At 72.1% G+C, this 22,230-nt stretch carries 20 protein-coding genes and 2 pseudogenes; 12 read left to right on the top strand and 10 right to left on the bottom strand.

What is annotated here, in order from left to right; genetic code table 11:
• Positions 1–679, bottom strand: a pseudogene (locus ACFV9O_RS09115) (DNA primase); the annotation flags it as partial.
• Positions 680–1,002: 323 nt separating this feature from the next.
• Positions 1,003–1,255 (bottom strand): annotated as a pseudogene (locus ACFV9O_RS09120) (hypothetical protein).
• Between the two features lie 65 nt (positions 1,256–1,320).
• Here ACFV9O_RS09120 and ACFV9O_RS09125 point away from each other — a divergent pair.
• The 3 genes from ACFV9O_RS09125 (at position 1,321) to ACFV9O_RS09135 (ending at position 3,531) form a co-directional block, all read left to right on the top strand.
• A complete protein-coding gene (locus ACFV9O_RS09125) occupies positions 1,321–1,827 on the top strand; it encodes a MarR family winged helix-turn-helix transcriptional regulator (RefSeq protein WP_385414373.1) in 507 nt (168 codons plus the stop codon).
• 108 nt (positions 1,828–1,935) lie between these two features.
• Positions 1,936–2,925, top strand: a complete 990-nt coding sequence (locus ACFV9O_RS09130; RefSeq protein WP_385414375.1) for an aldo/keto reductase — start codon at positions 1,936–1,938, stop codon at positions 2,923–2,925.
• Between the two features lie 201 nt (positions 2,926–3,126).
• Entirely contained in the window at positions 3,127–3,531 is a 405-nt protein-coding gene (locus ACFV9O_RS09135; protein WP_385414378.1) for a helix-turn-helix transcriptional regulator, read from the top strand.
• A 74-nt stretch (positions 3,532–3,605) separates the two neighbouring features.
• Here ACFV9O_RS09135 and thpR read toward each other — a convergent pair whose 3' ends face one another.
• From thpR to ACFV9O_RS09150, 3 genes are read right to left on the bottom strand one after another with little or no spacing between them, the layout of a single operon-like run.
• A complete protein-coding gene (thpR, locus tag ACFV9O_RS09140) occupies positions 3,606–4,169 on the bottom strand; it encodes an RNA 2',3'-cyclic phosphodiesterase (RefSeq protein WP_385414380.1) in 564 nt (187 codons plus the stop codon).
• A 52-nt stretch (positions 4,170–4,221) separates the two neighbouring features.
• Positions 4,222–5,592, bottom strand: coding sequence for an MFS transporter (locus ACFV9O_RS09145; RefSeq protein WP_385414382.1), 1,371 nt, complete (start codon positions 5,590–5,592; stop codon positions 4,222–4,224).
• A gap of 27 nt (positions 5,593–5,619) precedes the next feature.
• The gene (locus tag ACFV9O_RS09150) at positions 5,620–6,057 is read right to left on the bottom strand and encodes a MarR family winged helix-turn-helix transcriptional regulator (RefSeq protein ID WP_385414385.1); all 438 of its coding nucleotides are present in this window, start codon (positions 6,055–6,057) and stop codon (positions 5,620–5,622) included.
• A gap of 132 nt (positions 6,058–6,189) precedes the next feature.
• Between ACFV9O_RS09150 and ACFV9O_RS09155 the strand changes: the two genes are divergently transcribed.
• The gene (locus tag ACFV9O_RS09155; protein WP_385414388.1) at positions 6,190–6,372 is read left to right on the top strand and encodes a ribbon-helix-helix protein, CopG family; all 183 of its coding nucleotides are present in this window, start codon (positions 6,190–6,192) and stop codon (positions 6,370–6,372) included.
• Positions 6,373–6,396: 24 nt separating this feature from the next.
• Here the strand turns inward: ACFV9O_RS09155 and ACFV9O_RS09160 are convergent, their stop codons facing one another.
• Entirely contained in the window at positions 6,397–7,872 is a 1,476-nt protein-coding gene (locus tag ACFV9O_RS09160) for an NCS2 family permease (RefSeq protein ID WP_385414390.1), read from the bottom strand.
• Positions 7,873–8,064: 192 nt separating this feature from the next.
• On the opposite strand from ACFV9O_RS09160, the gene ACFV9O_RS09165 reads away from it, so the two are divergent.
• Both ACFV9O_RS09165 and ACFV9O_RS09170 read left to right on the top strand, forming a co-directional pair.
• On the top strand, positions 8,065–8,337 hold the full coding sequence (locus tag ACFV9O_RS09165; RefSeq protein ID WP_385414393.1) for a DUF2530 domain-containing protein: 273 nt from the start codon (positions 8,065–8,067) through the stop codon (positions 8,335–8,337).
• Between the two features lie 288 nt (positions 8,338–8,625).
• Positions 8,626–11,079, top strand: a complete 2,454-nt coding sequence (locus tag ACFV9O_RS09170) for an HAD-IC family P-type ATPase (RefSeq protein ID WP_385414396.1) — start codon at positions 8,626–8,628, stop codon at positions 11,077–11,079.
• A 250-nt stretch (positions 11,080–11,329) separates the two neighbouring features.
• Here the strand turns inward: ACFV9O_RS09170 and ACFV9O_RS09175 are convergent, their stop codons facing one another.
• Both ACFV9O_RS09175 and ACFV9O_RS09180 read right to left on the bottom strand, forming a co-directional pair.
• A complete protein-coding gene (locus ACFV9O_RS09175) occupies positions 11,330–14,416 on the bottom strand; it encodes a sacsin N-terminal ATP-binding-like domain-containing protein (RefSeq protein ID WP_385414399.1) in 3,087 nt (1,028 codons plus the stop codon).
• 515 nt (positions 14,417–14,931) lie between these two features.
• Complete coding sequence (locus ACFV9O_RS09180; protein WP_385414402.1) at positions 14,932–15,840, bottom strand: DUF3027 domain-containing protein; 909 nt, start codon at positions 15,838–15,840, stop codon at positions 14,932–14,934.
• Positions 15,841–16,118: 278 nt separating this feature from the next.
• On the opposite strand from ACFV9O_RS09180, the gene ACFV9O_RS09185 reads away from it, so the two are divergent.
• The 4 genes from ACFV9O_RS09185 to ACFV9O_RS09200 all read left to right on the top strand — a co-directional run bounded on the left by ACFV9O_RS09185 (position 16,119) and on the right by ACFV9O_RS09200 (position 19,671).
• Positions 16,119–17,492, top strand: a complete 1,374-nt coding sequence (locus ACFV9O_RS09185; protein WP_385414405.1) for an MFS transporter — start codon at positions 16,119–16,121, stop codon at positions 17,490–17,492.
• A 106-nt stretch (positions 17,493–17,598) separates the two neighbouring features.
• Positions 17,599–18,075, top strand: coding sequence for a DUF2771 domain-containing protein (locus ACFV9O_RS09190; protein WP_385414407.1), 477 nt, complete (start codon positions 17,599–17,601; stop codon positions 18,073–18,075).
• A 25-nt stretch (positions 18,076–18,100) separates the two neighbouring features.
• Positions 18,101–18,823, top strand: a complete 723-nt coding sequence (locus ACFV9O_RS09195) for a futalosine hydrolase (RefSeq protein WP_385414410.1) — start codon at positions 18,101–18,103, stop codon at positions 18,821–18,823.
• Positions 18,820–19,671 carry a 1,4-dihydroxy-6-naphthoate synthase gene (locus ACFV9O_RS09200; RefSeq protein ID WP_385414412.1) on the top strand — a complete coding sequence of 284 codons (852 nt, stop codon included), beginning with the start codon at positions 18,820–18,822 and terminating at the stop codon, positions 19,669–19,671. The genes ACFV9O_RS09195 and ACFV9O_RS09200 overlap by 4 nt, the downstream gene beginning before the upstream one ends.
• A gap of 20 nt (positions 19,672–19,691) precedes the next feature.
• Here the strand turns inward: ACFV9O_RS09200 and ACFV9O_RS09205 are convergent, their stop codons facing one another.
• Positions 19,692–20,075: a cold-shock protein gene (locus ACFV9O_RS09205; RefSeq protein WP_385414414.1), complete on the bottom strand. Its 384-nt coding sequence runs from the start codon at positions 20,073–20,075 to the stop codon at positions 19,692–19,694.
• A gap of 170 nt (positions 20,076–20,245) precedes the next feature.
• Between ACFV9O_RS09205 and ACFV9O_RS09210 the strand changes: the two genes are divergently transcribed.
• Positions 20,246–20,494: a hypothetical protein gene (locus ACFV9O_RS09210; protein ID WP_385414417.1), complete on the top strand. Its 249-nt coding sequence runs from the start codon at positions 20,246–20,248 to the stop codon at positions 20,492–20,494.
• On the opposite strand, the gene ACFV9O_RS09215 is transcribed toward ACFV9O_RS09210, so the two are convergent.
• Positions 20,473–21,117 carry an HAD family hydrolase gene (locus ACFV9O_RS09215; protein WP_385414420.1) on the bottom strand — a complete coding sequence of 215 codons (645 nt, stop codon included), beginning with the start codon at positions 21,115–21,117 and terminating at the stop codon, positions 20,473–20,475. The two genes, ACFV9O_RS09210 and ACFV9O_RS09215, sit on opposite strands and share 22 nt — an antisense overlap.
• 110 nt (positions 21,118–21,227) lie before the next feature.
• Here ACFV9O_RS09215 and ACFV9O_RS09220 point away from each other — a divergent pair, with 110 nt between their 5' ends.
• Positions 21,228–22,220 (top strand): FecCD family ABC transporter permease, encoded by a 993-nt coding sequence (locus tag ACFV9O_RS09220; protein ID WP_385414424.1) that lies wholly within the window; start codon positions 21,228–21,230, stop codon positions 22,218–22,220.
• The last annotated feature ends 10 nt before the right edge of the window (positions 22,221–22,230 follow it).

Consider the following 22,230-nt stretch of genomic DNA (forward strand, 5'->3'; position numbering starts at 1 on the left):
CGTGGTCGTCGTCGTCGTGGTCGTCGTCGTCGTCCTTGTCGTGGTGCTTCTTCCAACCACCCTTGCCGTGGTCGTCCTTGTCACCCTTGTCGTGGTCGCCCTTGCCGTGGTCGTCCTTGTCCCCCTTGTCGTGGTCGTCCTTGTCGCCCTTGTCGTGGTCGTCCTTGTCGCCCTTGTCGCCCTTGTCGTAGTCCTTGTCCTTGTCGGACTCGTCCTCGGAGATCACGCGGGCCAGGAAGCCACCACCGGTGTCGGTGCCACCGTTGGGCTTGTCCTCGTCGTCGTCGTCGTCATCGTCGTCGTCGTCATCGTCGTCGTCGTCGTGGTCGTCGTCGTCGTGGTCGTCGTCGTCGTCCTTGTCGTGGTGCTTCTTCCAACCACCCTTGCCGTGGTCGTCCTTGTCACCCTTGTCGTGGTCCCCCTTGCCGTAGTCGTCCTTGTCCCCCTTGTCGTGGTCGTCCTTGTCCCCCTTGTCGTGGTCGTCCTTGTCCCCCTTGTCGTGGTCGTCCTTGTCGCCCTTGTCGTAGTCCTTGTCCTTGTCGGACTCGTCGTCGCGGCTGGCGGAAGCTCCGGCAGCAGCGTTGTCGTCGGCGACGGCGATCGCGTAGGCCGCGGGAGCAGTGACGGAGAGAACCGCGGAGATTGCGGCTGAGATCCACAAAGTGCGGGCAGAGCGCATGGGAGCACATTCCTTTCGCCGCGACTGCGACGGCTGACACTTCGTCGGCTCATCGGATCGCAGCAGCGACTTCGTACACCGTCAGCCGGAATCCGGGGGCTCACCACCCGAGAACCCCGCATTCGAGCTACCCCGTGGGCTTTTCGGGTGGCGATCAGGCCGATAATCACCCGTTGGAGGGCCACACGAAGCGAGGCGCCCGCCGCGCGCTCGCCCCCCGGCACGCACGTCCGCCCCGGCCCGCCCGCGTGGCCCGTCGGCTCGCCGCCCCTCGCGCCGAACACTGCTGCACCGTGACGGACCCTCACAGCTCCCGGCCTGCCTCAGAGCGCGGCGCGGACGAGGCGGTTCGCGTACGTCGACATCGTGTAGGTGCCGATGCCGAGGACGACCTCGAGCGCGTTGCGCCCGGTGTAGCCGTACGACAGGAACCGCTTCAGTTCCTCGTCCGGGTCCCAGGGTGCAGCCCTCGAAGGCGGCGCTGAGCTGGAGGAAGCCGTTCAGCAGCTCGGGCGACTCGGCGAGCCTGGCGACGGCGTCCGGGAGGCGGCCGAGGTTCCGTGCGACCGCCTCCATGGCCTTGCGGGACGCGGGCGGGGCGGTCTCCAGGGTGTGGTCGGTGAACACGTACGCCTCCTAGGATGGACAACATGGTTGACGAAAAAAAGGTAAATCAGGTTGTCGAATCCAGCAAGGGATATGAGCTGCCGCTGCTCCTCTTCGCGGGCTTCCGCACCCTCATCGACCGCCTCCACGCCGAGCTGGCCCGCCAGGGGCACCCGGACGTACGGCCCGCACACGGCTTCGCCATGCAGGCCGTCGGGGCCGGCGGCGCGACGGCGAGCGAGGTCGGACGGCGGCTCGGGGTCTCCAAGCAGGCGGCCGGCAAGACCGTCGACCGGCTCGTCGCGCTGGGCTACGCGGAACGTGTCGACGACCCCGCCGACGCCCGCCGAAAGACCGTCCGCCTCACGCCGCACGGCCTGGACGCACTCGCCCGCTCGGCCGCCGTCTTCGACGAGCTCCGGGCGGAATGGGCCCGCGCACTGGGCGCCGAACGGCTGGGCGCACTGGAGGACGGGCTGCGCACCGTCGTCTCCGCCGATGCGTTCCGGCTCGACGCGGCCGGCTGGTTCGGCGGCGCGTAGCGATCACGGCGCGTGACCGCGGCGGCACCAGGGACCGCCGGCACAGGAGGCGGGCAACGGCCCGGCGCTCTTGCCTGGAGTGCGCTCCAACGCGTTGGCTTGTGGACCATGAAGTACACGCAGCTCGGACGCACGGGACTCAAGGTCGGCCGACTCGTCCTCGGCACGATGAACTTCGGACCGCAGACCGACGAGGCCGACAGCCACACGATCATGGACGCCGCGCTCGACGCCGGCATCAACCTCTTCGACACGGCCAATGTCTACGGGTGGGGCGAGAACAAGGGCCGCACCGAGACGATCATCGGCAACTGGTTCGCCAAGGGCGGCGACCGCCGCGACAAGGTGGTCCTGGCCACCAAGGTGTACGCCAACATGGCCGCGGAGGGCGAGGCCTGGCCCAACCACGACAAGCTCTCCGCACTGAACATCCGCCGCGCCGTCGAGGCGAGCCTCAAGCGGCTCAGGACCGACCACATCGACCTCTACCAGTTCCACCACGTCGACCGGGACACCCCGGTCGAGGAGATCTGGCAGGCCGTCGACGTACTGATCCAGCAGGGCAAGATCCTCTACGCCGGTTCGTCGAACTTCCCCGGCTGGAAGATCGCCCAGACCAACGAGACCGCCCGCCGGCTGGGCTCGTACGGGCTGGTCAGCGAGCAGTGCCTGTACAACCTGGCCGAGCGCCGCGCCGAGATGGAGGTGATCCCGGCCGCGCAGGAGTACGGCCTCGGGGTCATCCCCTGGTCGCCGCTGCACGGCGGCCTGCTCGGCGGGGTGATCAAGAAGGAGGTCGAGGGCGGCCGCCGCGCCTCCGGCCGGTCGGCGGACGCGCTCGCGAACACCTCCGTGCGCGCACAGATCCAGACGTACGAGGACCTGCTCGACAAGCACGGACTGGAGCCCGGCGAGGTGGCGCTCGCCTGGCTGCTCACCCGGCCCGGCGTGACCGGACCGATCGTCGGCCCGCGCACCGCGGATCAGCTGGCGTCGGCGCTTCGGGCGGTCGAGCTGGAGCTGAGCGAGGAGCTGCTGGCGGAGCTGGACGGGATCTTCCCGGGTCCGGGGCCCTCTCCGGAGGCCTTCGCCTGGTAGTCGCCCCCGGCGGTCGTGCTCACCTGCCGAGCACGGCCGCCACGGCGACGATCGCGAACATCAGCACGAGCACACCGGCCATGATCCGGTTCCTGGTCTTCGGGTCCACGCTTCGAGCGTAACCGCACCGAGAAGTTGATCTACATGGCGGTGCCCTCGTCACCGACGGCACGACGGAGCACACCGAGGCTCTGCCGCTCCGTGACGGAGCGGCAGAGCCTCGGTGCTGCTGGAACCCGGAGCCCGGGGGCCTGCCGGCTTGATCCTGGTCAGCAGCGACAACTCGGCGGCGGGCGCGGTCGTGCTGACCGGGACGGGGATGCCGACCCCACTCTGTGCGCTGTTCGAGACACATGGGCGGCGGCCCAGCTGCTCGGCGACGACATCCCGGTCGACCGCCAAGGCCTCACCGGCCGGCAGGCCACGGTCATCCGGCTGCTCGCCGACGGACACGCCGACGAGACGATCGCCAAACGGCTCGGGGTCTCCCACCGGACCGCGCGCCGGATCGCCTCCGAGCTGATGGAGCGGGCGAACGCGCGAAGCCTTTTCGAGCTGGGAGTGCGCTGCGTCCATTACGGCCGGCTGCCGGCGACGCACCCCTGACGCCCCGACGCGGCACAGAACACCTCCGGCGCGGCGCAGAACGTCGCCGGCCAGGTCGCCGGCCGCCCCACGCGTCAGCCGCCGAGCGGCCAGTCCTCGACCGTCTCGTAACGCGGGCGCTCGCCCCTGACGCCGCCGCCCGGCAGATTGCTGCGGAAGAGCACCAGCCGGGACACGGTCCAGGGCCGGCCCTCGAAGCCAGCCAGCGCATCGACGTAAGGGCGCAGGTCCGAGTTCTCACGGGTACGGGCGATCGTCAGATGCGCGTGGTAGGCGCGGTGTTCGTCCATCGCCACCCCCGCCCGCCGCGCCGCCGCGTCCGCGCGCTCGGCGAGCATCCGCATCGCGTCGAGGTCGCCGGCCGCCCCGATCCACAGCGCCCGCCGGCCGAAGCGCCCGCCCTCGTGCAGTCGCAGCGGGAACGGCTCGCTGCGGTGGGCGGCCCGCCCGAGTCGCTCGCGCAGCTCGGGCAGGAGTTCCTCGTCCACCTCGCCCATGAAGGCGAGTGTGAAGTGCCAGCCGGGCCGCCCGGTCCAGCGCAGCGCGTCCGCGTCGGGGAGCCTGTGCAGCCGGTCGACGGCGACCCCGAGCTCCCGTAGGGCTTCCTCGGGCGGAGCGACGGCGGCGAAGAGTCTCATACGGCCAGTCTGCGGCAATCCGACCCGCCGTACCCCGTGCCCGCAGGACGGTTCACGCCGCCTTCGCGAGGGGCTCGCGGGCGTCCTCGCGCGGTACGAAGCGCACGTGCGGGCGGCCGGACCGCAGTTCGAGCCGGAGGCGCAGACCGCCGACCCGCGCCAGGATCAGGCCGATCGCCGCGGCGGAGACGACGGCGACCGCGCCGCCGGTCGCGAAGCCGACGCGGGCGCCGTAGGTGTCGGTGATCCAGCCGACGATGGGCGCGCCCACGGGCGTGCCGCCGACGAAGACCATCATGTAGAGGCTCATCACCCGGCCCCGCATCACCGGGTCCGTGGCCATCTGCACCGACGAATTGGCGGTGACGTTGACCGTCAGGCCCATCATCCCGATCGGGACGAGCAGCAGCGCGAAGAGCCAGAAGGACGGCGAGAGGGCCGCGGCGATCTCCAGGACTCCGAACAGCGCCGCGGCCCCGACCAGCATCCGCAGCCGGGACGAGCCGCGCCGGGCGGAGAGCAGGGCGCCCGCCAGGGAGCCGGCCGCCATGAGGGTGTTGAACAGGCCGTACGTACCGGCCCCGGCGTGGAAGACCTTGTCGGCGAACGCGGTCAGCCAGATCGGGAAGTTGAAGGCGAACGTACCGATGAAGCCGACCAGCACGATCGGCCAGATCAGCTCGGGCCGCCCGGCGACGTACTTCAGCCCCTCCCGCAGCTGCCCCTTGCCCCGTGGCGCCCGCTCCGCCTTGTGGAGCTCGTTCGTGCGCATCAGCAGCAGTCCGGTGACCGGCGCGAGGAAGGACAGGCCGTTGAGCAGGAACGCCCAGCCGCTGCCGACGGCGGTGATCAGCACACCGGCGACGGCCGGGCCGACGAGCCGCGCGGACTGGAAGTTCGCGGAGTTGAGGCTGACGGCGTTCCGCAGCTGCTCCGGGCCGACCATCTCCGAGACGAAGGACTGCCGGGCCGGGTTGTCGACGACCGTGACCATGCCGAGCAGGAACGCGATCAGATAGACGTGCCAGACCTGGACGTGGCCGGAGAGCGTGAGGACGGCGAGGGCGAGCCCGCACAGGCCGAGTGCGCCCTGGCTGAAGAGCAGGATGCGGCGCTTCGGGTAGCGGTCGGCGATGACGCCCCCGTACAGACCGAAGAGCAGCATCGGCAGGAACTGCAGGGCCGTCGTGATACCGACGGCGGCGGCGGAGCCGGTGAGGCTGAGGACCAGCCAGTCCTGGGTGATGCGAGCCATCCAGGTGCCCGTGTTGGAGACGATCGCGCCGGTGAAGAACAGCCGGTAGTTGCGCGTCCTCAGCGAGCTGAAGGTGCCGCGGCCGGTGCCGCGGGTGTCGGGGGTGTCGCGGGTGTCGTGGGTCGGCTTCGGTGCGGGGGCGGAGTCTGCTCCGGGTCCCGTACTCAAAGGGGGTCGCCTCCTCAGGTCCGTGGTCTAAAGGTGTGCGAGCTTCTCCAGCACGGGGGCGGCGGCGCGCAGCTTCGCCCACTCGTCCTCGTCCAGGCCCTCGGCGAGGGATGCCAGCCAGACGTTCCGCTTGCGGCGGCTCTCCTCGAGCATGGCCTCGGCCCGCTCGGTCTGGCTGACCACCTTCTGCCGGCGGTCGTCGGGGTGCGGCTCCAGCCGGACCAGCCCCTTGGCCTCCAGCAGCGCCACGATGCGGGTCATCGACGGCGGCTGGACGTGCTCCTTGCGGGCCAGCTCACCGGGGGTGGCGGAACCGCAGCGGGCCAGGGTGCCGAGCACCGACATCTCGGTGGGACTCAGCGATTCGTCGACGCGCTGATGCTTCAGGCGCCGGCCCAGCCGCATGACGGCCGAGCGGAGTGAATTCACGGCGGCGACGTCGTCGTCGTGGGACAGGTCAAGCATGTTCCTTAGAATAACTCATTACTCTCGCTAAATACCAGCGGGTTTCGGCCTGAGTCGATGTATCACTCATATGAGTGAGACGGATCCGGAAAGTGACGCACTGGCCGGTTCCCGACCGCGACTCTGGCTGACATGTCATCGACAGTGCTCAGCCTGCGGATAGACGGTGAGCTGCTCGACCGGCTCCGGCAGCACGCCTCCAGACGCGGAATGAGCGTCCAGGACTATGTGGTCCGGACGCTCATTCGCGACGACTTCGACGAACGCTTCAAGGCGGCCGTCGACGAGACGGAGAAGTTCTACGGGCTGACGTGAGCCCGGACCCTCACGTGAGACCCGCTACGTGAGGCCCAGCGCGGGCATCGCGTAGTAGAAGACGAACACCGCCGACACGACGTACATCGCCACCGGCACCTCACGGCCGCGACCGACCGCGAGCCGCAGCACGCTGAAGGCGATGAAGCCGATCCCGATGCCGTTCGTGATCGAGTACGTGAACGGCATCATCACCATCGCCAGGAACGCGGGAACGGCGATCGTGAAGTCGCTCCAGTCGATGTCCTTGACCGAGCCGGCCAGGATCAGGAAGCCGACGGCCAGCAGCGCGGGCGTCGCCGCCTGGGACGGCACCATGGTCGCGAGCGGTGTCAGGAACAGCGCCACCGAGAACAGCGCTCCGGTGACGACGGACGCGAGACCCGTACGGGCTCCCTCGCCGACGCCGGCCGTGGACTCCACGAAGCAGGTGTTGGCGGACGACGACGTGGCACCACCCGCGGCGACCGCGATGCCGTCGACGATCAGCACCTTGTTGATGCCCGGGAAGTTGCCCTTCCCGTCCATCAGCCTGGCCTCGTCCCCGACGCCGAGGATCGTGCCCATCGCGTCGAAGAAGCAGGACAGCAGCACGGTGAACACGAACAGCGCGCCGGTGAGGTAGCCGACCTTCTCGAAGCCGCCGAAGAGGCTGACCTGGCCGACGAGTCCGAAGTCGGGCGTCGCGAGCGGGTTGCCCGGCCACTCCGGAACGGTGAGACCCCAGGCCTGGCCGGGCAGCTTCGCGATCAGCTGGATGACGAGCGCGACGACCGTCATCACGACGATCGAGATCAGGATCGCGCCGGGCACCTTGCGGATGATCAGCGCGAGCGTGAGCAGCGCGCCCAGCACGAAGACGAGGACCGGCCAGCCGCTCAGGTGACCGGTGAGGCCCAGCTGGAGCGGGACGGTGGTGTGGGCGGCGTCGGGGATGCGGGAGACGAAGCCCGAGTCGACGAGGCCGATCAGCATGATGAAGAGGCCGATACCGATCGCGATGCCCTTGCGCAGGCCGAGCGGTACGGCGTTCATGACGCGCTCGCGCAGACCCGTCGCGACGAGCAGCATCACCACCAGACCGGCGAGGACCACCATGCCCATCGCGTCCGGCCAGCTCATCCGGGGGGCGAGCTGGAGGGCGACGACGGTGTTCACACCGAGGCCCGCGGCCAGTGCGATCGGGACGTTGCCGATGACACCCATGAGGAGGGTGGAGAAGGCGGCGGTGAGCACCGTGGCGGTGACCAGCTGGCCGCCGTCGAGCTGGTGGCCGTACATGTCCTTCGCGCTGCCGAGGATGATCGGGTTCAGCACGATGATGTAGGCCATCGCGAAGAAGGTGGCGAAGCCGCCGCGGATCTCACGGGGGATCGTGGAGCCACGCTCGGAGATCTTGAAGAAGCGGTCGAGGCGACCGAGGGCGCCGGGACCGCCGTGACCGGAATCCGGCCGCTGCGGCTGCTTGACGTCCGCAGGAGCGGTGGCCGTGGGGGGCATGCGAGACCTCGTCGGTGTTTCTGGTTCTTGGCCGGTTTCCTGGATGTTCATACGGACAAAACCGGTCGGACACAAACCGCTTCAGTATGAACGTATAAGCCGAAGATCGGTATCTCCGCGCGTAGACGCCTGTGACTGCTGGGGTCTCAGGGGCCCCGGGGACCCCCGAAGGGGCGCGCCTACACTGACCGCATGGCGAAGTGGACCCCCAAGCACGCGGCACCCGAGCCCCTGGAGGGGCCCGTCGTCGCCACCATCACCGGCGGCACGATCCTCTGGTTCGTCCTCTTCCTGGTCCAGGTCCCCTTCTACGGCTGGTACGAAGACCACGATCTGACCTGGTGGATCTGGACCTGCCTGGCCGGCGGCGGGCTCGGCCTGATCGGCGTCTGGTACGTCCGCAAGCGCGACGCGGCGATCAAGCGCGCCGAGGCGGCGCGCAGCGAGACGAAGCACGCGGAGTAGCGGGGGCACCGCCCCGCGTCCCGCGCCGCGGGCCGCGTGCCGCCCGGCCGATACCGGACACCCGGGCCCCACCCGGCGGCACCGGCGCACATCAAGCCCGTCCGGGGTCCCCCCCACGCCGCAGGGAGCAGGGCGTAGGGGGAGTTCGAAGTCGGACACACGGGCCCACGGCGCGGTCGGGGGCACTCTTCAGCGCCCGCCCGCAGGGCGTACCGGGGGCCGGGGGAACCCGGGATGTTCACCCCGCTCGGGGGGTGAACGCCGCCTCGTCGCCGTAACGTCGAGAGCATGACTCAGCGGGCTGAGATCGGCGGAGACGCATCCGAGCCGAGCGGGCGGGCGGTCATCGACGCGGGCGCGGAGCTCGATCCCGTGCACCCCGTGAAATTGCCCGTGCTCCACCGGCCCGGCGGGCTCAGCGCCGCCGAGGTGGCCGAGCGGGTCGCGCGCGGCGAGGTCAACGACGTACCCGTTCGCAGCAGCCGCTCCACCGTCGACATCGTCCGCGGCAACGTCTTCACCCGCTTCAACGCGATCATCGGCGTGCTCTGGGTGATCATGTTCTTCGTCGCGCCGTTCCAGGACACGCTGTTCGGCTTCGTCATCCTCGCGAACACCGGCATCGGCATCATCCAGGAGCTCCGCGCCAAGAAGACCCTCGACGGACTCGCCGTCATCGGCGAGGCGAAACCCACCGTGCGGCGCGACGGCATCGCCACCGAGGTGTCCACGTCCGACATCGTCCTCGGGGACCTCGTCGAACTCGGACCGGGCGACAAGGCGGTCGTCGACGGCGAGGTCGCCGAGGCCGACAACCTCGAGGTCGACGAGTCGCTGCTGACCGGCGAGGCCGACCCCGTCCTGAAGAAGCGCGGCGACCGGATGATGTCCGGCAGTTTCGTCGTCGCGGGCGGCGGCGCCTTCACCACCACCAGGGTCGGCCGTGAGGCGTACGCAGCGCAGCTCGCCGAGGAGGCCTCCCGCTTCACCCTCGTCCACTCCGAGCTGCGCTCCGGCATCTCCACGATCCTCAAGTACGTGACGTGGATGATGGTCCCCACCGCACTCGGGCTGATCATCAGCCAGCTGGTGGTGAAGGGCGACAACTTCAAGGACTCGGTCGCCCGCGCCGTCGGCGGCATCGTCCCGATGATCCCCGAGGGGCTGGTCCTGCTCACCTCCGTCGCCTTCGCGATCGGCGTCATCCGGCTCGGCCGCAAGCAGTGCCTCGTCCAGGAGCTGCCCGCGATCGAGGGGCTCGCACGGGTCGACGTCGTCTGCCTCGACAAGACGGGCACGCTCACCGAGGGCGGAATGGACATCACCGAGCTGCGGACGCTCAACGGCTCCGACGAGACGTACGTACGCAGAGTGCTCGGCGCGCTCGGCGAGTCCGACCCGCACCCCAACGCGTCCCTGCAGGCGATCATCGAGGCGTACCCGGACAGCGACGAATGGCGCTGCACCCGGTCGCTGCCGTTCTCCTCCGCGCGCAAGTACAGCGGTGCCGCGTTCAGCGAGGGCGACGGCCAGAGCTCCACCTGGCTGCTCGGCGCGCCCGACGTCCTGCTGCCGGACGAGGACCCCGCGCTCGCGGAGATCGACCGGCTCAACGAGCAGGGGCTGCGCGTGCTGCTCCTCGCGCGCGCAGCCGGGGAGCTGGACGCCCCCGACATCGCGGCGGGCGCCCTGCCCACCGCCCTGGTCGTCCTGGAGCAGCGGCTGCGGCCCGACGCCGCGAACACCCTGCGGTACTTCGAGGAACAGGACGTCCGCGCCAAGGTCATCTCCGGCGACAACGCGGTGTCCGTGGGCGCGGTCGCCGGAAAGCTGGGCCTGCCGGGCGCGGCCACCACGGTGGACGCCCGCCGGCTGCCCGCCGAGCGGGTCGCGATGGCCGCGGAGCTCGACGCGAACGCGGTCTTCGGCCGCGTCACGCCGCAGCAGAAGCGGGACATGGTCGGCGCGCTCCAGTCCCGCGGGCACACGGTCGCGATGACGGGGGACGGCGTCAACGACGTCCTCGCGCTCAAGGACGCCGACATCGGCGTCTCGATGGGCTCGGGCTCAGAGGCGACGAAGGCGGTCGCCCAGATCGTGCTGCTGAACAACAGCTTCGCGACGCTGCCGTCGGTGGTGGCCGAAGGCCGACGGGTGATCGGCAACATCACGCGCGTGGCGACGCTCTTCCTGACGAAGACCGTCTACTCCGTGCTGCTCGCGATCCTGGTGGTCTGCGCGCAGGTGGAGTACCCCTTTCTGCCCCGCCACCTGACCCTGCTGTCGACGCTGACGATCGGCGTCCCGGCCTTCTTCCTGGCCCTGGCCCCCAACAAGGAGCGCGCGAAACCGCACTTCGTCCGACGGGTCATGCGGTACGCGATCCCGAGCGGCATCATCGCGGCTGCGGCGACCTTCACGACGTATCTCCTCGCCCGCTCCCACTACGCCGGTCCCGGCGCCCTGGAGGCCGAGACCAGCGCGGCGACGCTGACCCTCTTCCTGGTCGCGCTGTGGGTCCTGGCGATCATCGCCCGTCCCTACACATGGTGGCGGCTCGGCCTGGTGCTGGCGATGGGACTGGGCTTCCTCGTCGTCCTGGTCGTGCCCTGGCTGCAGGACTTCTTCGCGCTGAAGCTCGTGGGCACGACCCTGCCGTGGGCGGCGGCGGCGATCGCGGCGGTGGGGGCGGTGCTGCTGGAAATCGCGTGGCGGTGGGTGGCCCGGAGGTTCCCCGCGTAGGCGGGGGCGCCCGCGCTTCTCCCCTCCCCGCCCCTTCCCGAACTGGGGGCTTCGCCCCCAGCCCCCACACCTGGGCTCCGCCCCGGACCCCTCCCCTGCGCCCTGGCGGGCGTGGGGGCGCCGGGCTCTCCCTCGGAGCCCGTCCAGCGGGGACATTCTCCAGCCCGCCAGGCGTTCGAGGACGGACACCCCGGCCCACCCGGCGGTACCGGGCACACCCTGTGCCACCGCACGGCGCCAGGACGGGGCGCTAGTCGAACCAGCGGTCGCGGGCGAGTTCTTCCGTGCGCGACGGGTCTTCCAGGAGCGCCGCGACCTCGAAGCGGCGTGGCCACTGGCCCGCGGCCCAGGCGAGGCCCGCCGCGACGCCCTCGAGCGTCGAGGCGTGGATGACGCCGTCGGGGGTGCGGCGCCAGTCGAGTTCGACGCCGCCCGCACGCAGCTCCTCGTGCTCGACGTACGTCGCGGGGGTGCCGGGACCGAGCAGCGCGTGCACCGACGGCGGTACGTCGTGCTCCTCTCCCACCGTCGTCACATCGGCCTCGACCACATCACCGAGCCGGCCCACCTGGAACAGCTCCGCCAGGTCCGCCGCCCGGTCCGGGGCGACCGGCAGCAGCGGGCGGTCCTTGGCCAGCGGCAGCAGATCGGGCGCGTCGGCGACCAGTGCCTCCGAGGCGTCCACCACGCGCACCTCGCCGTCGACGACCGCGCGCAGCTCGTCCGGGAGCGTCACCTGCTCCGGGTCGAGGTCGGCCAGCGCCGTGTACAGGGCGTGCAGCTGGGCCGCACTGACCGGGCGGTCCGGGTCGGCGAGCCGCCCCAGCAGCTCGGCCGCGCCGCCCGGCTCGTCGAGGAGCGCGGCGACGGAGGTCCGTACGCCCAGGGCGTGCAGCACCTGCTCGTCCTCGAAGCCGGTCGCGTCCGCGGAGTCGTAGAGACCGACCAGCAGCGGATCGCCGCCGGACGCCCGCAGACCCGCCGGGCGCCGCCCGCCGAGCACGGGGTGGTCGCGCAGCCACCAGGCCGTGTACGGACGGACGGTCTCGGTCGTGCCGTCCGGCAGCAGCACCCGCACCGGCTGGGTGAGCGCGTCCCGCAGCGGCGGCTGAGCAAGCAGGGCGAGCGCCTGCGGCCAGCGGTCGTCGTCGACCAGGTCGAGATCCCGTACGGCCACGATCTCGGTGGCGACCGGCGGCACCGGAGTCTCCGGCAGCCGGTCCAGCACGTCCTCGCACCACACGTCGACCGCGTCGAGCAGCCCCGCGTCGTCGGGCTCGGCGAAGTCCCCTTCGCGGGGCTCCACTTCGTCGGGGTCGAGGACGACGTCCGTGGCGCGTACGAGCGCGAAGTTCGCCAGCACCCCGCAGGCGGCGAGCGGCTGCTCGCCCCAGCGGTCGGCCAACTCTGCCTCGCACAGGGCAAGTTCGCCCTCCCGCATCACGGAGGCGAACGGACTGCCGGGCAGCACGAGTTCACCGGCCGGGGCGAGCTCGCCGTCCTCGTCGGGCAGGGCCAGCGCGCCCAGCCAGGGCTCGTCGCCGGGGTCCAGTCCCGCGTCCCGGACCAGTGTGAGCACGATCTCCGCGAGCTCCTCGCTGTCCGGGGCGTCCTCCTCCCACACGTCGACCCCGTCGTCGAGGGACGCGGCGACGGCGGCCCGCACCTGCGGCGTGGTGAGCACCGCGCGGGGCGTGGCGGGCAGGGCACCGAGCTTCTCGAGGAGGGGGTGCGCGGCGTCCGGATGGGCCACCTTCAGCCCGAACCGGCCGAGACCGGCGGGCGTTTCGGGGGTCGGGAGGAGGACCTGGCGGGGGCCGATGGTGGTGCGGGTCGCCCCGGTCAGCGGCACCGGAAGGCCGGTCAGCCGCTCGGGGTCCACGCCGGCGAGGCTGTCGTACAGGCTCCACCACCACGACGGGTCGCGCTCGATCCCGGCGAGCCGGTCGATCGCCTCCGTCAGCGGCAGGCGCGCGACGCCGAGCGTCCGCAGCTCCACACGGCGCTCGAGGCCGGCGGGCAGCAGCGTCGGCAGTACGTCGGCCAGGACGCGTACGGTCTCGGCGCCCGCGCCCTCGACCACCTCGGCCTCCAGCGGCCGCAGCGCGACGAGGTCCTCCGACGGTGCGGCCGGGGCGAGGAACGAGACGCGGGGCAGCCGCTCCAGGATCGCCGCGCGCAGGGCGCCGTCGAGCGCGCCCTTGCCGAGCGGGCCCGGGACCAGGTCGATGGTGCCCGTGGAGACGGGCTGCCAGTCGCCGAGGAGCTCGGCGTACGCCTCGGCCGCGCGCTGCACCAGGAAGTCGGCGAGCGGGCCGGGTGCGGGGTGCCGGCGGGTGGTGTCCAGCGGGAGCGTCGCGATGAGCAGCGCGGGGACGCCGAGGGGTTCGTCCGTGGGGGTCGGTGCGTGCACGACGGGCGCGGTGGCGGGGTACACGGGCGCGCCGTCGCCGTCCACGGGCACGGCCCAGGTGACGGTCCAGTGCGGCCGCAGCCGCTCCTCGACGGGACGGTCGGCGAGGAGCGGCGCCTCGATGCCGCCGTGGTGGGTGACGACGCGCCAGCGGTTGACGCCGCTCGCGCTGTCCTCGATGTGGACGTACGGGTCCTGCTCGGAGCGGCGCAGGGTCCTCGTCCCGTCCGGGGTCTCCACGACGACCTCCTCGAGGCCGGGGAGCGTGAGCAGCAGCGCGTCGTCGATACCGGTGAGGAGGCGCTCGACGAGGTCCTCGGCGGTGCCGTCGCGCAGCGGCAGGATCACGACGGTGTCGTAGCCGTCGGGGGCGCTGCCCTCGGCGGGCAGCGGGAGCCGCAGGAGCGGTACGTGGCCGTCGCGGCGGCGCAGCTCGTCGCCCAGGCCGGGGCTGGCCTGGGCGGCCTGCTGGGTGAGTTCGCGGGCCTCGGCGAGCGACCACCGCACTCCACCGTGCCGGCCGACAACGGCCGGCTCGTCGCTCACGGCGAGCACCGCGGCGAAGCCGACGCCGAAGCGGCCGACGGCGGCCCGGTCGTTCTCCCGCTTGGCCGAGGCGCGGAGGGTGGACAGCGACTCGACGCCGACGGCGTCGAGGGGCGCGCCGGTGTTCGCGGCGACGAGGGTGCCCTGGTCGAAGGTGAGCCGGAGGCGGCCGGGGACTCCGGCGCGGCCGGCGGCGTCCGCGGCGTTCTGGGCGAGCTCGACGACGAGGCGGTCGCGGTAGCCGCCGAGCGCGAGGTCCTCCTCGGCGTTGGCGTCCTCCCGGAACCGTGCGGGACTGGCGCCCCACGCGTCGAGCACCCCACGCCGCAGCCGTGCCGTCCCGAACGGGTCGGCCCCCTCGGTCGTCCTGACGCTCACGCCTGTCTCCGCTCTGTCCTGTTACCGGTGTACCTCAACCGCGGCCCGAAGGTATCGCGTACGGGCCGAACCGGTGGCGCAGCCCCCACCGTGGTCTGCCCCGTGACGCGGGGCGGCGGGCGCTGCACGGCCAGTGCCGAGGCGCGTTGCCGGCGGCGGGCCGGTGGGTGGTTTGTTCCGACCACCGTTCTGCCCTGCGGAACGACTGCCCACAAATCAACGGGGGACGCCCACCGGGCCGCAGACGGCGGACAACCGGGGCGGGGCCGTGCAGGGTCGGCCCCGCTGGGGTCGGGCGGTGGTGCCGGGTCGCTTCGTACCCACCGACTCCGAGGAGCCGAGCCCGGAGGGGCCCCCACCACACCCACCGGCAGCAGCCGCACCGGGCCCGTCCGGCGTTCGAGGACGGACAACACACCGGGCTCGCCCGCGGTACCGAGGACACCGCGCGCACCCGGCACAGGGCCCGCGCCCGGGGCGAGCACCCGGCACGGGGCCCGCAACCGGGGCGAACGCTAGCTGTGGCCCAGGTCGTCCGGGGACGCCGCGTCGACGTGGTCCGGGACCGAACCGCTGTCCGGGGCCGGGCGCAGGGGGAATTCCGCCGGGCGCATCGTGTCGAGCACCGGCGGCGCCGGCCTCGGCGGCTTCGGCATCACGGCCGCCTCGGAGTGCCCGCCGCACCCGTACGACAGGGACACGACCCGCCCGTCCGCGGGCGAGAACTCGTTCGCGCACACCCCGAACGCCTGCTTCAGCGACCCCCCGAGCGGCATCAGGAACCCGCACGACACACACGTCGCGGGTGCCGCCTGCGCCATCGGTGTCTTCGCGCCGTACGCCTCTTCCCATCGGTCCGCCGCGACGTGCAGCCCGTACCGGGACAGGACGCGCGCCCGGCGCATCCCCAGTTCCTCCGCGACGGACGTGATCGCGCCACGGGACGGCGCCCGCGGCACGATCTCCGCGTCCTCGGCGTCGACGCGCTCGGCCATCTCCTCGGAGACGGGCGCGTTCGGCGCGGGTTCGTCCTCGCCGGAGTACCCGGGCTCGAGCCGCAGGTCCTCGGCCTCCGTGGGCAGCAGGTCGCCCGGCCCCATGTCGCCGGGGCGCAGCCGCTCGCTCCACGGCACCCACTCGGGTGCCAGCAGCGCGTCGGGGCCCGGCAGCAGGACGGTCTCGTCGAGGGTGACGACCTTCGCGCGGGACGCCCGCGCCACGGTCACCGCCCAGCGCCATCCCCGGTACCCCGGTTCCTCGCACTCGAAGAGGTGGGTGACGACCCGGTCGCCCTCGGACACGAGGGCGACGTGCTCGCCCACCACCCCCGGCGCGGCCGCCTCCTCGGCGGCGGCGCGCGCGAGGTCTACCGCCTCGGCGCACAGACGGTCGGGGGTACGGCTTCGCGTCGTCGCAGCACTCACAGGTCTCGCTTCTCTCCTACGCCGTCTCACGGTGCGCCGGCCGATTCACGATGTACGGGCGGCGGGCGGAGCGGACCAGCGGGCCGCATCGACGTCCGCGCCCGGGCAATCAATCCCGTGCACGCCTACTGTCACCCATTCTGCGGGATGACGAAGAGGCGCGCGGCCGAGAACTACCGCCGTGGCGCGCTACGCACGCTACCCCCTCCGTGGCGTGCCGCCCACCTGCCCGTCCGAATCCCGGTTCGGGTCGGAGGTCCGTGGGGCACTATGACGAGGTGACAGCCGCGAGGTCGTCCCCCGTCGCCGGGCCGCTGAGCAGGGCGGGCCGGGCGGTCGGCCGTGCCCTGCATCTCCCGTTCACCGGCACGGCGCGAGGTATTCGCCGGGCCACCCACGCCCATGGCGCGGGCGAATCCGGGCTCGGAAAACTCATCGAACTCCACGCCGTCAACGGCGCGGGCGACGTCATGATCACCGTCGCGCTCGCCTCGACGGTCTTCTTCTCGGTCCCCACCGACGAGGCGCGCGGCCGGGTCGCGCTCTATCTCGCGATCACGATGGCGCCGTTCGTTCTGCTCGCCCCCGTCATCGGGCCGCTGCTCGACCACATCCCGCACGGCCGGCGCGCCGCGATGGCCGGGGCGATGATGACCCGCGCGGTGCTGGCGCTGACCATGTCGGGCGCGGTCGCGACGGGGGGCATGGAGCTGTATCCGGCCGCGCTGGGCGTGCTCGTGGCGTCGAAGGCGTACGGCGTCGTCCGCAGCGCGGTCGTCCCGAGGCTGCTGCCCCCGCGCTTCGCCCTGGTGAAGGCCAACTCACGGGTGACCCTCGCCGGCCTGGTCGCGACGGGGATCGCCGCGCCGATCGGGGCGGGGCTGCAGCGGATCGGCCCCGAATGGCCGCTGTACGGGGCGTGCGCCATCTTCGTCGCCGGCACGTTCCTGGCGTTCAGCCTCCCCCACAAGGTCGACTCGGCGAAGGGCGAGCGCAAGGCGCACATGCTCACGCACGGCGAGCGCAAGCCGAGTCTGCGCACGGTGGGCCCGTCGGTGCTGCACGGGCTGCAGGCCAATGCCGCACACCGGGCGCTCTCCGGCTTCCTGATCTTCTTCCTGGCCTTCCTGCTGCGGGTGCATCCGCTGGCCGGGCAGAGCGCGGCCGTGTCGCTGGTCATGGTCGGCGTGGCGGCGGGGGTCGGGAACGCATGCGGTACGGCCATCGGGGCGTGGGCGAGGAACCGCCGGCCGGAGGTGATCGTCGCGACGGGGCTGACGCTCGCGCTGTCGGCGGCGATCCTCGCCGCGGTGTTCTTCAGCCCGGTGATGGTGGCGGTGCTGGGCGCGGTGGCGGGTCTCTCGCAGGCGCTGTCGAAGCTGTCGCTGGACGCGATGATCCAGCGGGACGTCCCGGAGTCGGTGCGGACGTCGGCGTTCGCCCGTTCGGAGACGCTGCTGCAGATGGCGTGGGTGGTGGGCGGTGCGATCGGCATCTCCCTGCCGCTGAACGGTGTGCTGGGCATGGCGGTGGCCGCGGGGATCCTGGCGACGGGCGCGCTGCTGGCCATGCGCGGCCTGCTGGTTGCGTCGCGGCGCAGCACGCCGCCGTCCCCCGCGGGCCGGGTGAGCACCGCGCCGCGGGTGCGGTGACGGGCCGGTACGGGGATGAGGCGGACGGGGCCGCGCCCTGGGCCATCGGGACGCCACGCCGCACCCCCGCGCTGCGTGACACCGGGGGCCCGATAGCCTTCGGACCATGACCGTTGCGTTCTTCACCGGCAAGCACCGCCGGGCCGCCGCCGCCCTCGGTGCCGTGTCCGCCGGCCTCCTCGTACTCTCCGCCTGCGACAAGCCGACGCCGCTCGCGACCGTGACGGTCGGGACGAACTCGGTCACCACCGAGGCGGCCTGCTACAACGACGGCGACGCCATCAGGGAGTCGCTGATCCAGGGCTGCCTCAACAAGAAGCCCGACAAGACCATCGAGGTCTCCGTGGACGACCGGGTCCGCTTCGGCGTGGAGCCGGAGGTCGCCGAGAACGGCTGGACGCTGTTCATCGGCGGGCAGCAGGCCGAGCAGGAGCCCTACCACAAGACGTACCGGTCGATCCCGGCCAGCGCGTTCTTCGCCACCCAGACCGGTGAGGCGACCAACACCGCGCAGGTCAGCATCGTCGAGACCACCGGCAAGAAGCTGACCGGCATCTGGCACTTCACGCTCAAGAAGTCCTGACCGGTCCCGGACCCACCGCTCACCCATGCGCGTACTCGTCGTGACCGCGGTACCCGCGGAGGCAGACGCCGTCTCCGCGGACCGCACGGTCACCACGCACGCCCTCCCGGGCGGCTGCACCCTGCGTCGCTGTGCGGGCGCGGGCGCCACCGCGGGCGGCGGCGTGACCGTGGACGTCCTGTCCGCGGGCGTGGGCCCCGCGGCCGCGGCGGCGGGTACGGCGACGGCGCTCACCGCCGCGGCATACGAGCCGGCGCCCGGGTACGACCTCGTCGTGTCGGCCGGTATCGGAGGCGGGTTCCGGCCCGTCGCCCCCGTCGGCTCGGTCGTCGTCGCGGACGCCATCGTCTGCGCCGACCTCGGAGCCGGCACGCCGGACGGCCATCTCACCGTCGAGGAGCTGGGCTTCGGCCGCTCCGTGCACCAGCCGTCACCCCTCTCGGCGCGTATCGCCAAGGCCCTGGACGCGGTGCACGGGCCCGTGCTCACCGTGTCCACGGTGACCGGGACCGCCGCGCGTGCCGCGGAGCTGATCGCACGTCACCCCCGGGCCGCCGCCGAGGCGATGGAGGGGTTCGGGGTGGCCGAGGCCGCCGCGGCCCACGGCGTGCCCGTCGTCGAGATCCGGGCCGTGTCGAACGCCGTCGGCCCGCGCGACCGGGACGCCTGGCGGATCGGCGAGGCCCTTGCCGCGCTGCGGCGCGCGTTCGAGCTGCTCAGCCCCGTGTTCGAGGAGGAGGCCCGATGACCACCCTCAAGATCGCCTACTCGCCCTGCCCGAACGACACGTTCGTCTTCGACGCCTGGGCGCACGGCCGGGTCCCGGGCGCGCCCCGCCTCGACGTGACCTTCGCCGACATCGACATCACCAACGGCATGGCCGAGCGCGGCGAGTTCGACGTCCTGAAGGTGTCGTACGCCGTGCTCCCCTACGTGCTCGACGAGTACGCCCTGCTGCCCTGCGGCGGCGCGCTCGGCCGGGGCTGCGGTCCGCTCGTGCTGACCCGCGAGCCGGGCGTCGACCTGACGGGCAGGACCGTTGCCGTGCCGAGCGAGAAGTCGACGGCGTATCTGCTCTTCCGGCTCTGGGCGGCGGACGTCGTCCCGGAGGGTGTCGGGCAGATCGTCGTCCTGCCGTTCCACGAGATCATGCCGGCGGTGCGGGACGGAAAGGTCGACGCGGGTCTCGTCATCCACGAGGCGCGGTTCACCTATCAGAACTACGGACTCCACTGCCTGGCCGACATGGGCGAGCACTGGGAGTCCACGACCGGGCTGCCGATCCCGCTGGGCGCGATCATCGCCAAGCGCTCGCTGGGCGCGGAGACCCTGAAGCTGGTGGCCGAGTCGGCCCGCACGTCGGTCCGTATGGCCTGGGACGACCCGAAGGCGTCGCGCCCGTACGTACTGGAACACGCCCAGGAGATGGACCCGGCCGTAGCCGACCAGCACATCGGGCTGTACGTCAACGAGTTCACGGCCGGCCTCGGCGAGGACGGCTATGCCGCGGTCCGCGGACTGCTCACGCGTGCGGCGGCCGAGGGGCTGGTACCGCCCCTCGGCCGGGATGCGCTGGCGTTCGTCCAGCCGTCCTGACGTCTGCGCGTCCGGACGACCTAGACGTCGAGCTGGTCGGCGACCGCGCGCAGGAGGCCCGCGATCTTCTTGCCGTGGGCCTTGTCGGGGTAGCGGCCGCGCTCCAGCGACGGCGTGATGTTCTCCAGGAGCGTCGTCAGATCCTGCACGATCGACGCCAGTTCGTCGGGCTTGCGGCGCTGCGCCGCGGCGACGGACGGGGTCGGGTCCAAAACCGTCACCGAGAGCGCCTGGTCACCGCGCTGGCCCGCGACGACGCCGAATTCGACCCGCTGCCCGGGCTTGAGGCTGTCGACTCCGTCAGGAAGCACCGACGAGTGGACGAAGACGTCGCCGCCGTCGTCTCGGGAGAGAAAGCCGAAGCCCTTCTCGCTGTTGAACCACTTGACCTTGCCGGTAGGCACGTCTGTCCTCGTCCTCGTACTCGTCGGGAATTGCGGAACTGCGAAGAAAAACCAGTCTGTATAACACTGCAGCGGGTCGCCCGACCCGCCACCACCCAAGGCTAATGGTCCAGGCCCCACTGACAAGACGTCCCCGGTGGTTCCTGTGCGCTGGGAACTACCCTGGTCGGGTGACTCACGAAACCCAAGCGAATTCGGCCGGCCCCGGCGACGGGCTCGTCCGCGTCGGCGCGATCGTCTTCATCGTCGGCGCCGTGGCCACTCTGGTCACGGTGGCCCCGCTGTTCCTCGGTACGGAGCCGTTCCCGACGGTCGCGTACGCCGTCTGCATGCTGATGGGCGTCGGGTTCCTGATCGCGGCCGCGGGAGTGCTGCGCTCGATCGCGGCGCAGCGCCGTCAGGCGCGCTCCTCCGCGTAGGCGGCCAGCCAGCCGGGGAACGCGGTGAGGTCCGGCAGGACCACGTCCGCGCCCGCCTCCCTCAGCTCGTCCTCGTCGCACGGCCCGGTCGGAACGGCGACGGACAGCGCCCCCGCCGTACGGGCCCCGCGTACGTCCCCGGTGTGGTCGCCGACGTACACCCGCGCCCCGTGCTCGCGCAGCGCCTCCGCCTTGGCCTCCGCCCACAGCCAGCCGATCACCGCGTCGGGCTCCATGCCGAGGTGGTCGAGGTGCAGCTTGGCATTGGGCTCGTGCTTGGCGGTGACGACGATCGCGCGGCCGCCGAGCTCCCGGACGGCGGCGACGGCCTCGCGGGCGCCGGGCATCGCGAGGGTCGGGGCTATGGCGTACGTGGGGTAGATCTCCCGGTAGCGATCGCCCATCTCCTGGATGCGGTCGTCGGGGAACCAGTGCGCGAGCTCCTGCTCCAGGGGCGGCCCGAGCCGGGTGACCGCGAGGTCCGCGTCGATGTGGACACCCGTCTCGGCGGAGAGCGCGCGGTAGGCGGCGTGGATGCCGGGGCGGGAGTCGATCAGCGTCATGTCGAGGTCGAAACCGACGGTCAGCGGGGTCCGGGGACGGGGCAGAGGTTCGCGGGACATGAGGGCCATTGTGCCCGTGCGGGAGGCGGCGGCACGGCTGCATAGACTGAGGCGCGCTTAGCCAAGCCTTACCAATCTTCACCGGAATTCCGGCCACTCGATGGGATGCGATGCCAGCACGACGCGTGTGCGCGACCGCGGCGGCCGTGGTCGCGCTGCTGTTCGCGGTTCTGCTCAGCCTTGCGGTCGGGGCCCGTCCGATCGCGCCGTCGGCCGTCCTCGACGCCCTGCTGCACGGCGGGACGAGCGACGCCGCCCAGGTCGTACGGCAGCTCCGGCTGCCGCGCACCCTCATCGGCGTGATGGTCGGCGCGGCGCTCGCGCTGGCGGGCACGGTGCTGCAGGGCCTCACCCGCAATCCGATCGCGGACCCCGGGATTCTCGGCATCAGCCAGGGCGCGTCCGTGGGTGTCGTGCTCGCGATCGCCTTCGCCGGGGTGCACACGCTCACGGGCTATGTCTGGTTCGCGTTCACCGGCGCGGCGCTCGCGTCGGTCGCGGTGTACGCGATCGCCACCAGCGGCCGCGGGGGCGCCACGCCGGTGAAGCTGGCGCTTGGGGGCGCGGCGGTCAACGCGCTGCTGGTGTCGGTGACGATGGCGGTCCTGACCACGAAGGCCGCGGCACTGGACGAGTTCCGCTTCTGGCAGGTCGGCTCGATCGGCGGCCGGGACGCGGAGGTGGCCGCACAGATCTGGCCGTTCCTGCTGCTCGGCACGGTGCTGGTGGTGTCCGTCGCCCGTGGTCTGGACGCGCTGGCGCTCGGCGACGACGTGGCGAAGGGCCTCGGCCGGCAGGTCGCGACGGTACGGATCGTCGGCGGCGTGGGCGCCACCGTGCTCACCGGCGCGGGCGTGGCGGCCGCGGGACCGATCGCCTTCATCGGCCTGGCGGTGCCGCACATCGCCCGGGTGGTCGTGGGCGCCGACCACCGCTGGGTGCTGCCGATGGCGGCGCTGATCGGGCCCGTGATGCTGCTGGTCCCGGACGTCGTCGGCCGGATCGTGTTCCCCCCGGGCGAGGTCCCGGCAGGTGTCATGACGGCCCTGATCGGCGTGCCGTTCCTGGTGGCGCTGGTGCGCAGGAAGGCGGTGCCGGCGTGAAGACCTCTGT

Origin of the sequence: Streptomyces sp. NPDC059909, assembly GCF_042730885.1 — a bacterium.
GTDB lineage: Bacteria > Actinomycetota > Actinomycetes > Streptomycetales > Streptomycetaceae > Streptomyces.

Coding starts and splice junctions, on each gene's coding strand:
- ACFV9O_RS09125 (WP_385414373.1), top strand. CDS start 1,321: ATGGACAACATGGTTGACGAAAAAAAGGTAAATCAGGTTGTCGAATCC.
- ACFV9O_RS09130 (WP_385414375.1), top strand. CDS start 1,936: ATGAAGTACACGCAGCTCGGACGCACGGGACTCAAGGTCGGCCGACTC.
- thpR (WP_385414380.1), bottom strand. CDS start 4,169: ATGAGACTCTTCGCCGCCGTCGCTCCGCCCGAGGAAGCCCTACGGGAG.
- ACFV9O_RS09150 (WP_385414385.1), bottom strand. CDS start 6,057: ATGCTTGACCTGTCCCACGACGACGACGTCGCCGCCGTGAATTCACTC.
- ACFV9O_RS09155 (WP_385414388.1), top strand. CDS start 6,190: ATGTCATCGACAGTGCTCAGCCTGCGGATAGACGGTGAGCTGCTCGAC.
- ACFV9O_RS09160 (WP_385414390.1), bottom strand. CDS start 7,872: ATGCCCCCCACGGCCACCGCTCCTGCGGACGTCAAGCAGCCGCAGCGG.
- ACFV9O_RS09165 (WP_385414393.1), top strand. CDS start 8,065: ATGGCGAAGTGGACCCCCAAGCACGCGGCACCCGAGCCCCTGGAGGGG.
- ACFV9O_RS09170 (WP_385414396.1), top strand. CDS start 8,626: ATGACTCAGCGGGCTGAGATCGGCGGAGACGCATCCGAGCCGAGCGGG.
- ACFV9O_RS09190 (WP_385414407.1), top strand. CDS start 17,599: ATGACCGTTGCGTTCTTCACCGGCAAGCACCGCCGGGCCGCCGCCGCC.
- ACFV9O_RS09195 (WP_385414410.1), top strand. CDS start 18,101: ATGCGCGTACTCGTCGTGACCGCGGTACCCGCGGAGGCAGACGCCGTC.
- ACFV9O_RS09200 (WP_385414412.1), top strand. CDS start 18,820: ATGACCACCCTCAAGATCGCCTACTCGCCCTGCCCGAACGACACGTTC.
- ACFV9O_RS09215 (WP_385414420.1), bottom strand. CDS start 21,117: ATGTCCCGCGAACCTCTGCCCCGTCCCCGGACCCCGCTGACCGTCGGT.
- ACFV9O_RS09220 (WP_385414424.1), top strand. CDS start 21,228: ATGCCAGCACGACGCGTGTGCGCGACCGCGGCGGCCGTGGTCGCGCTG.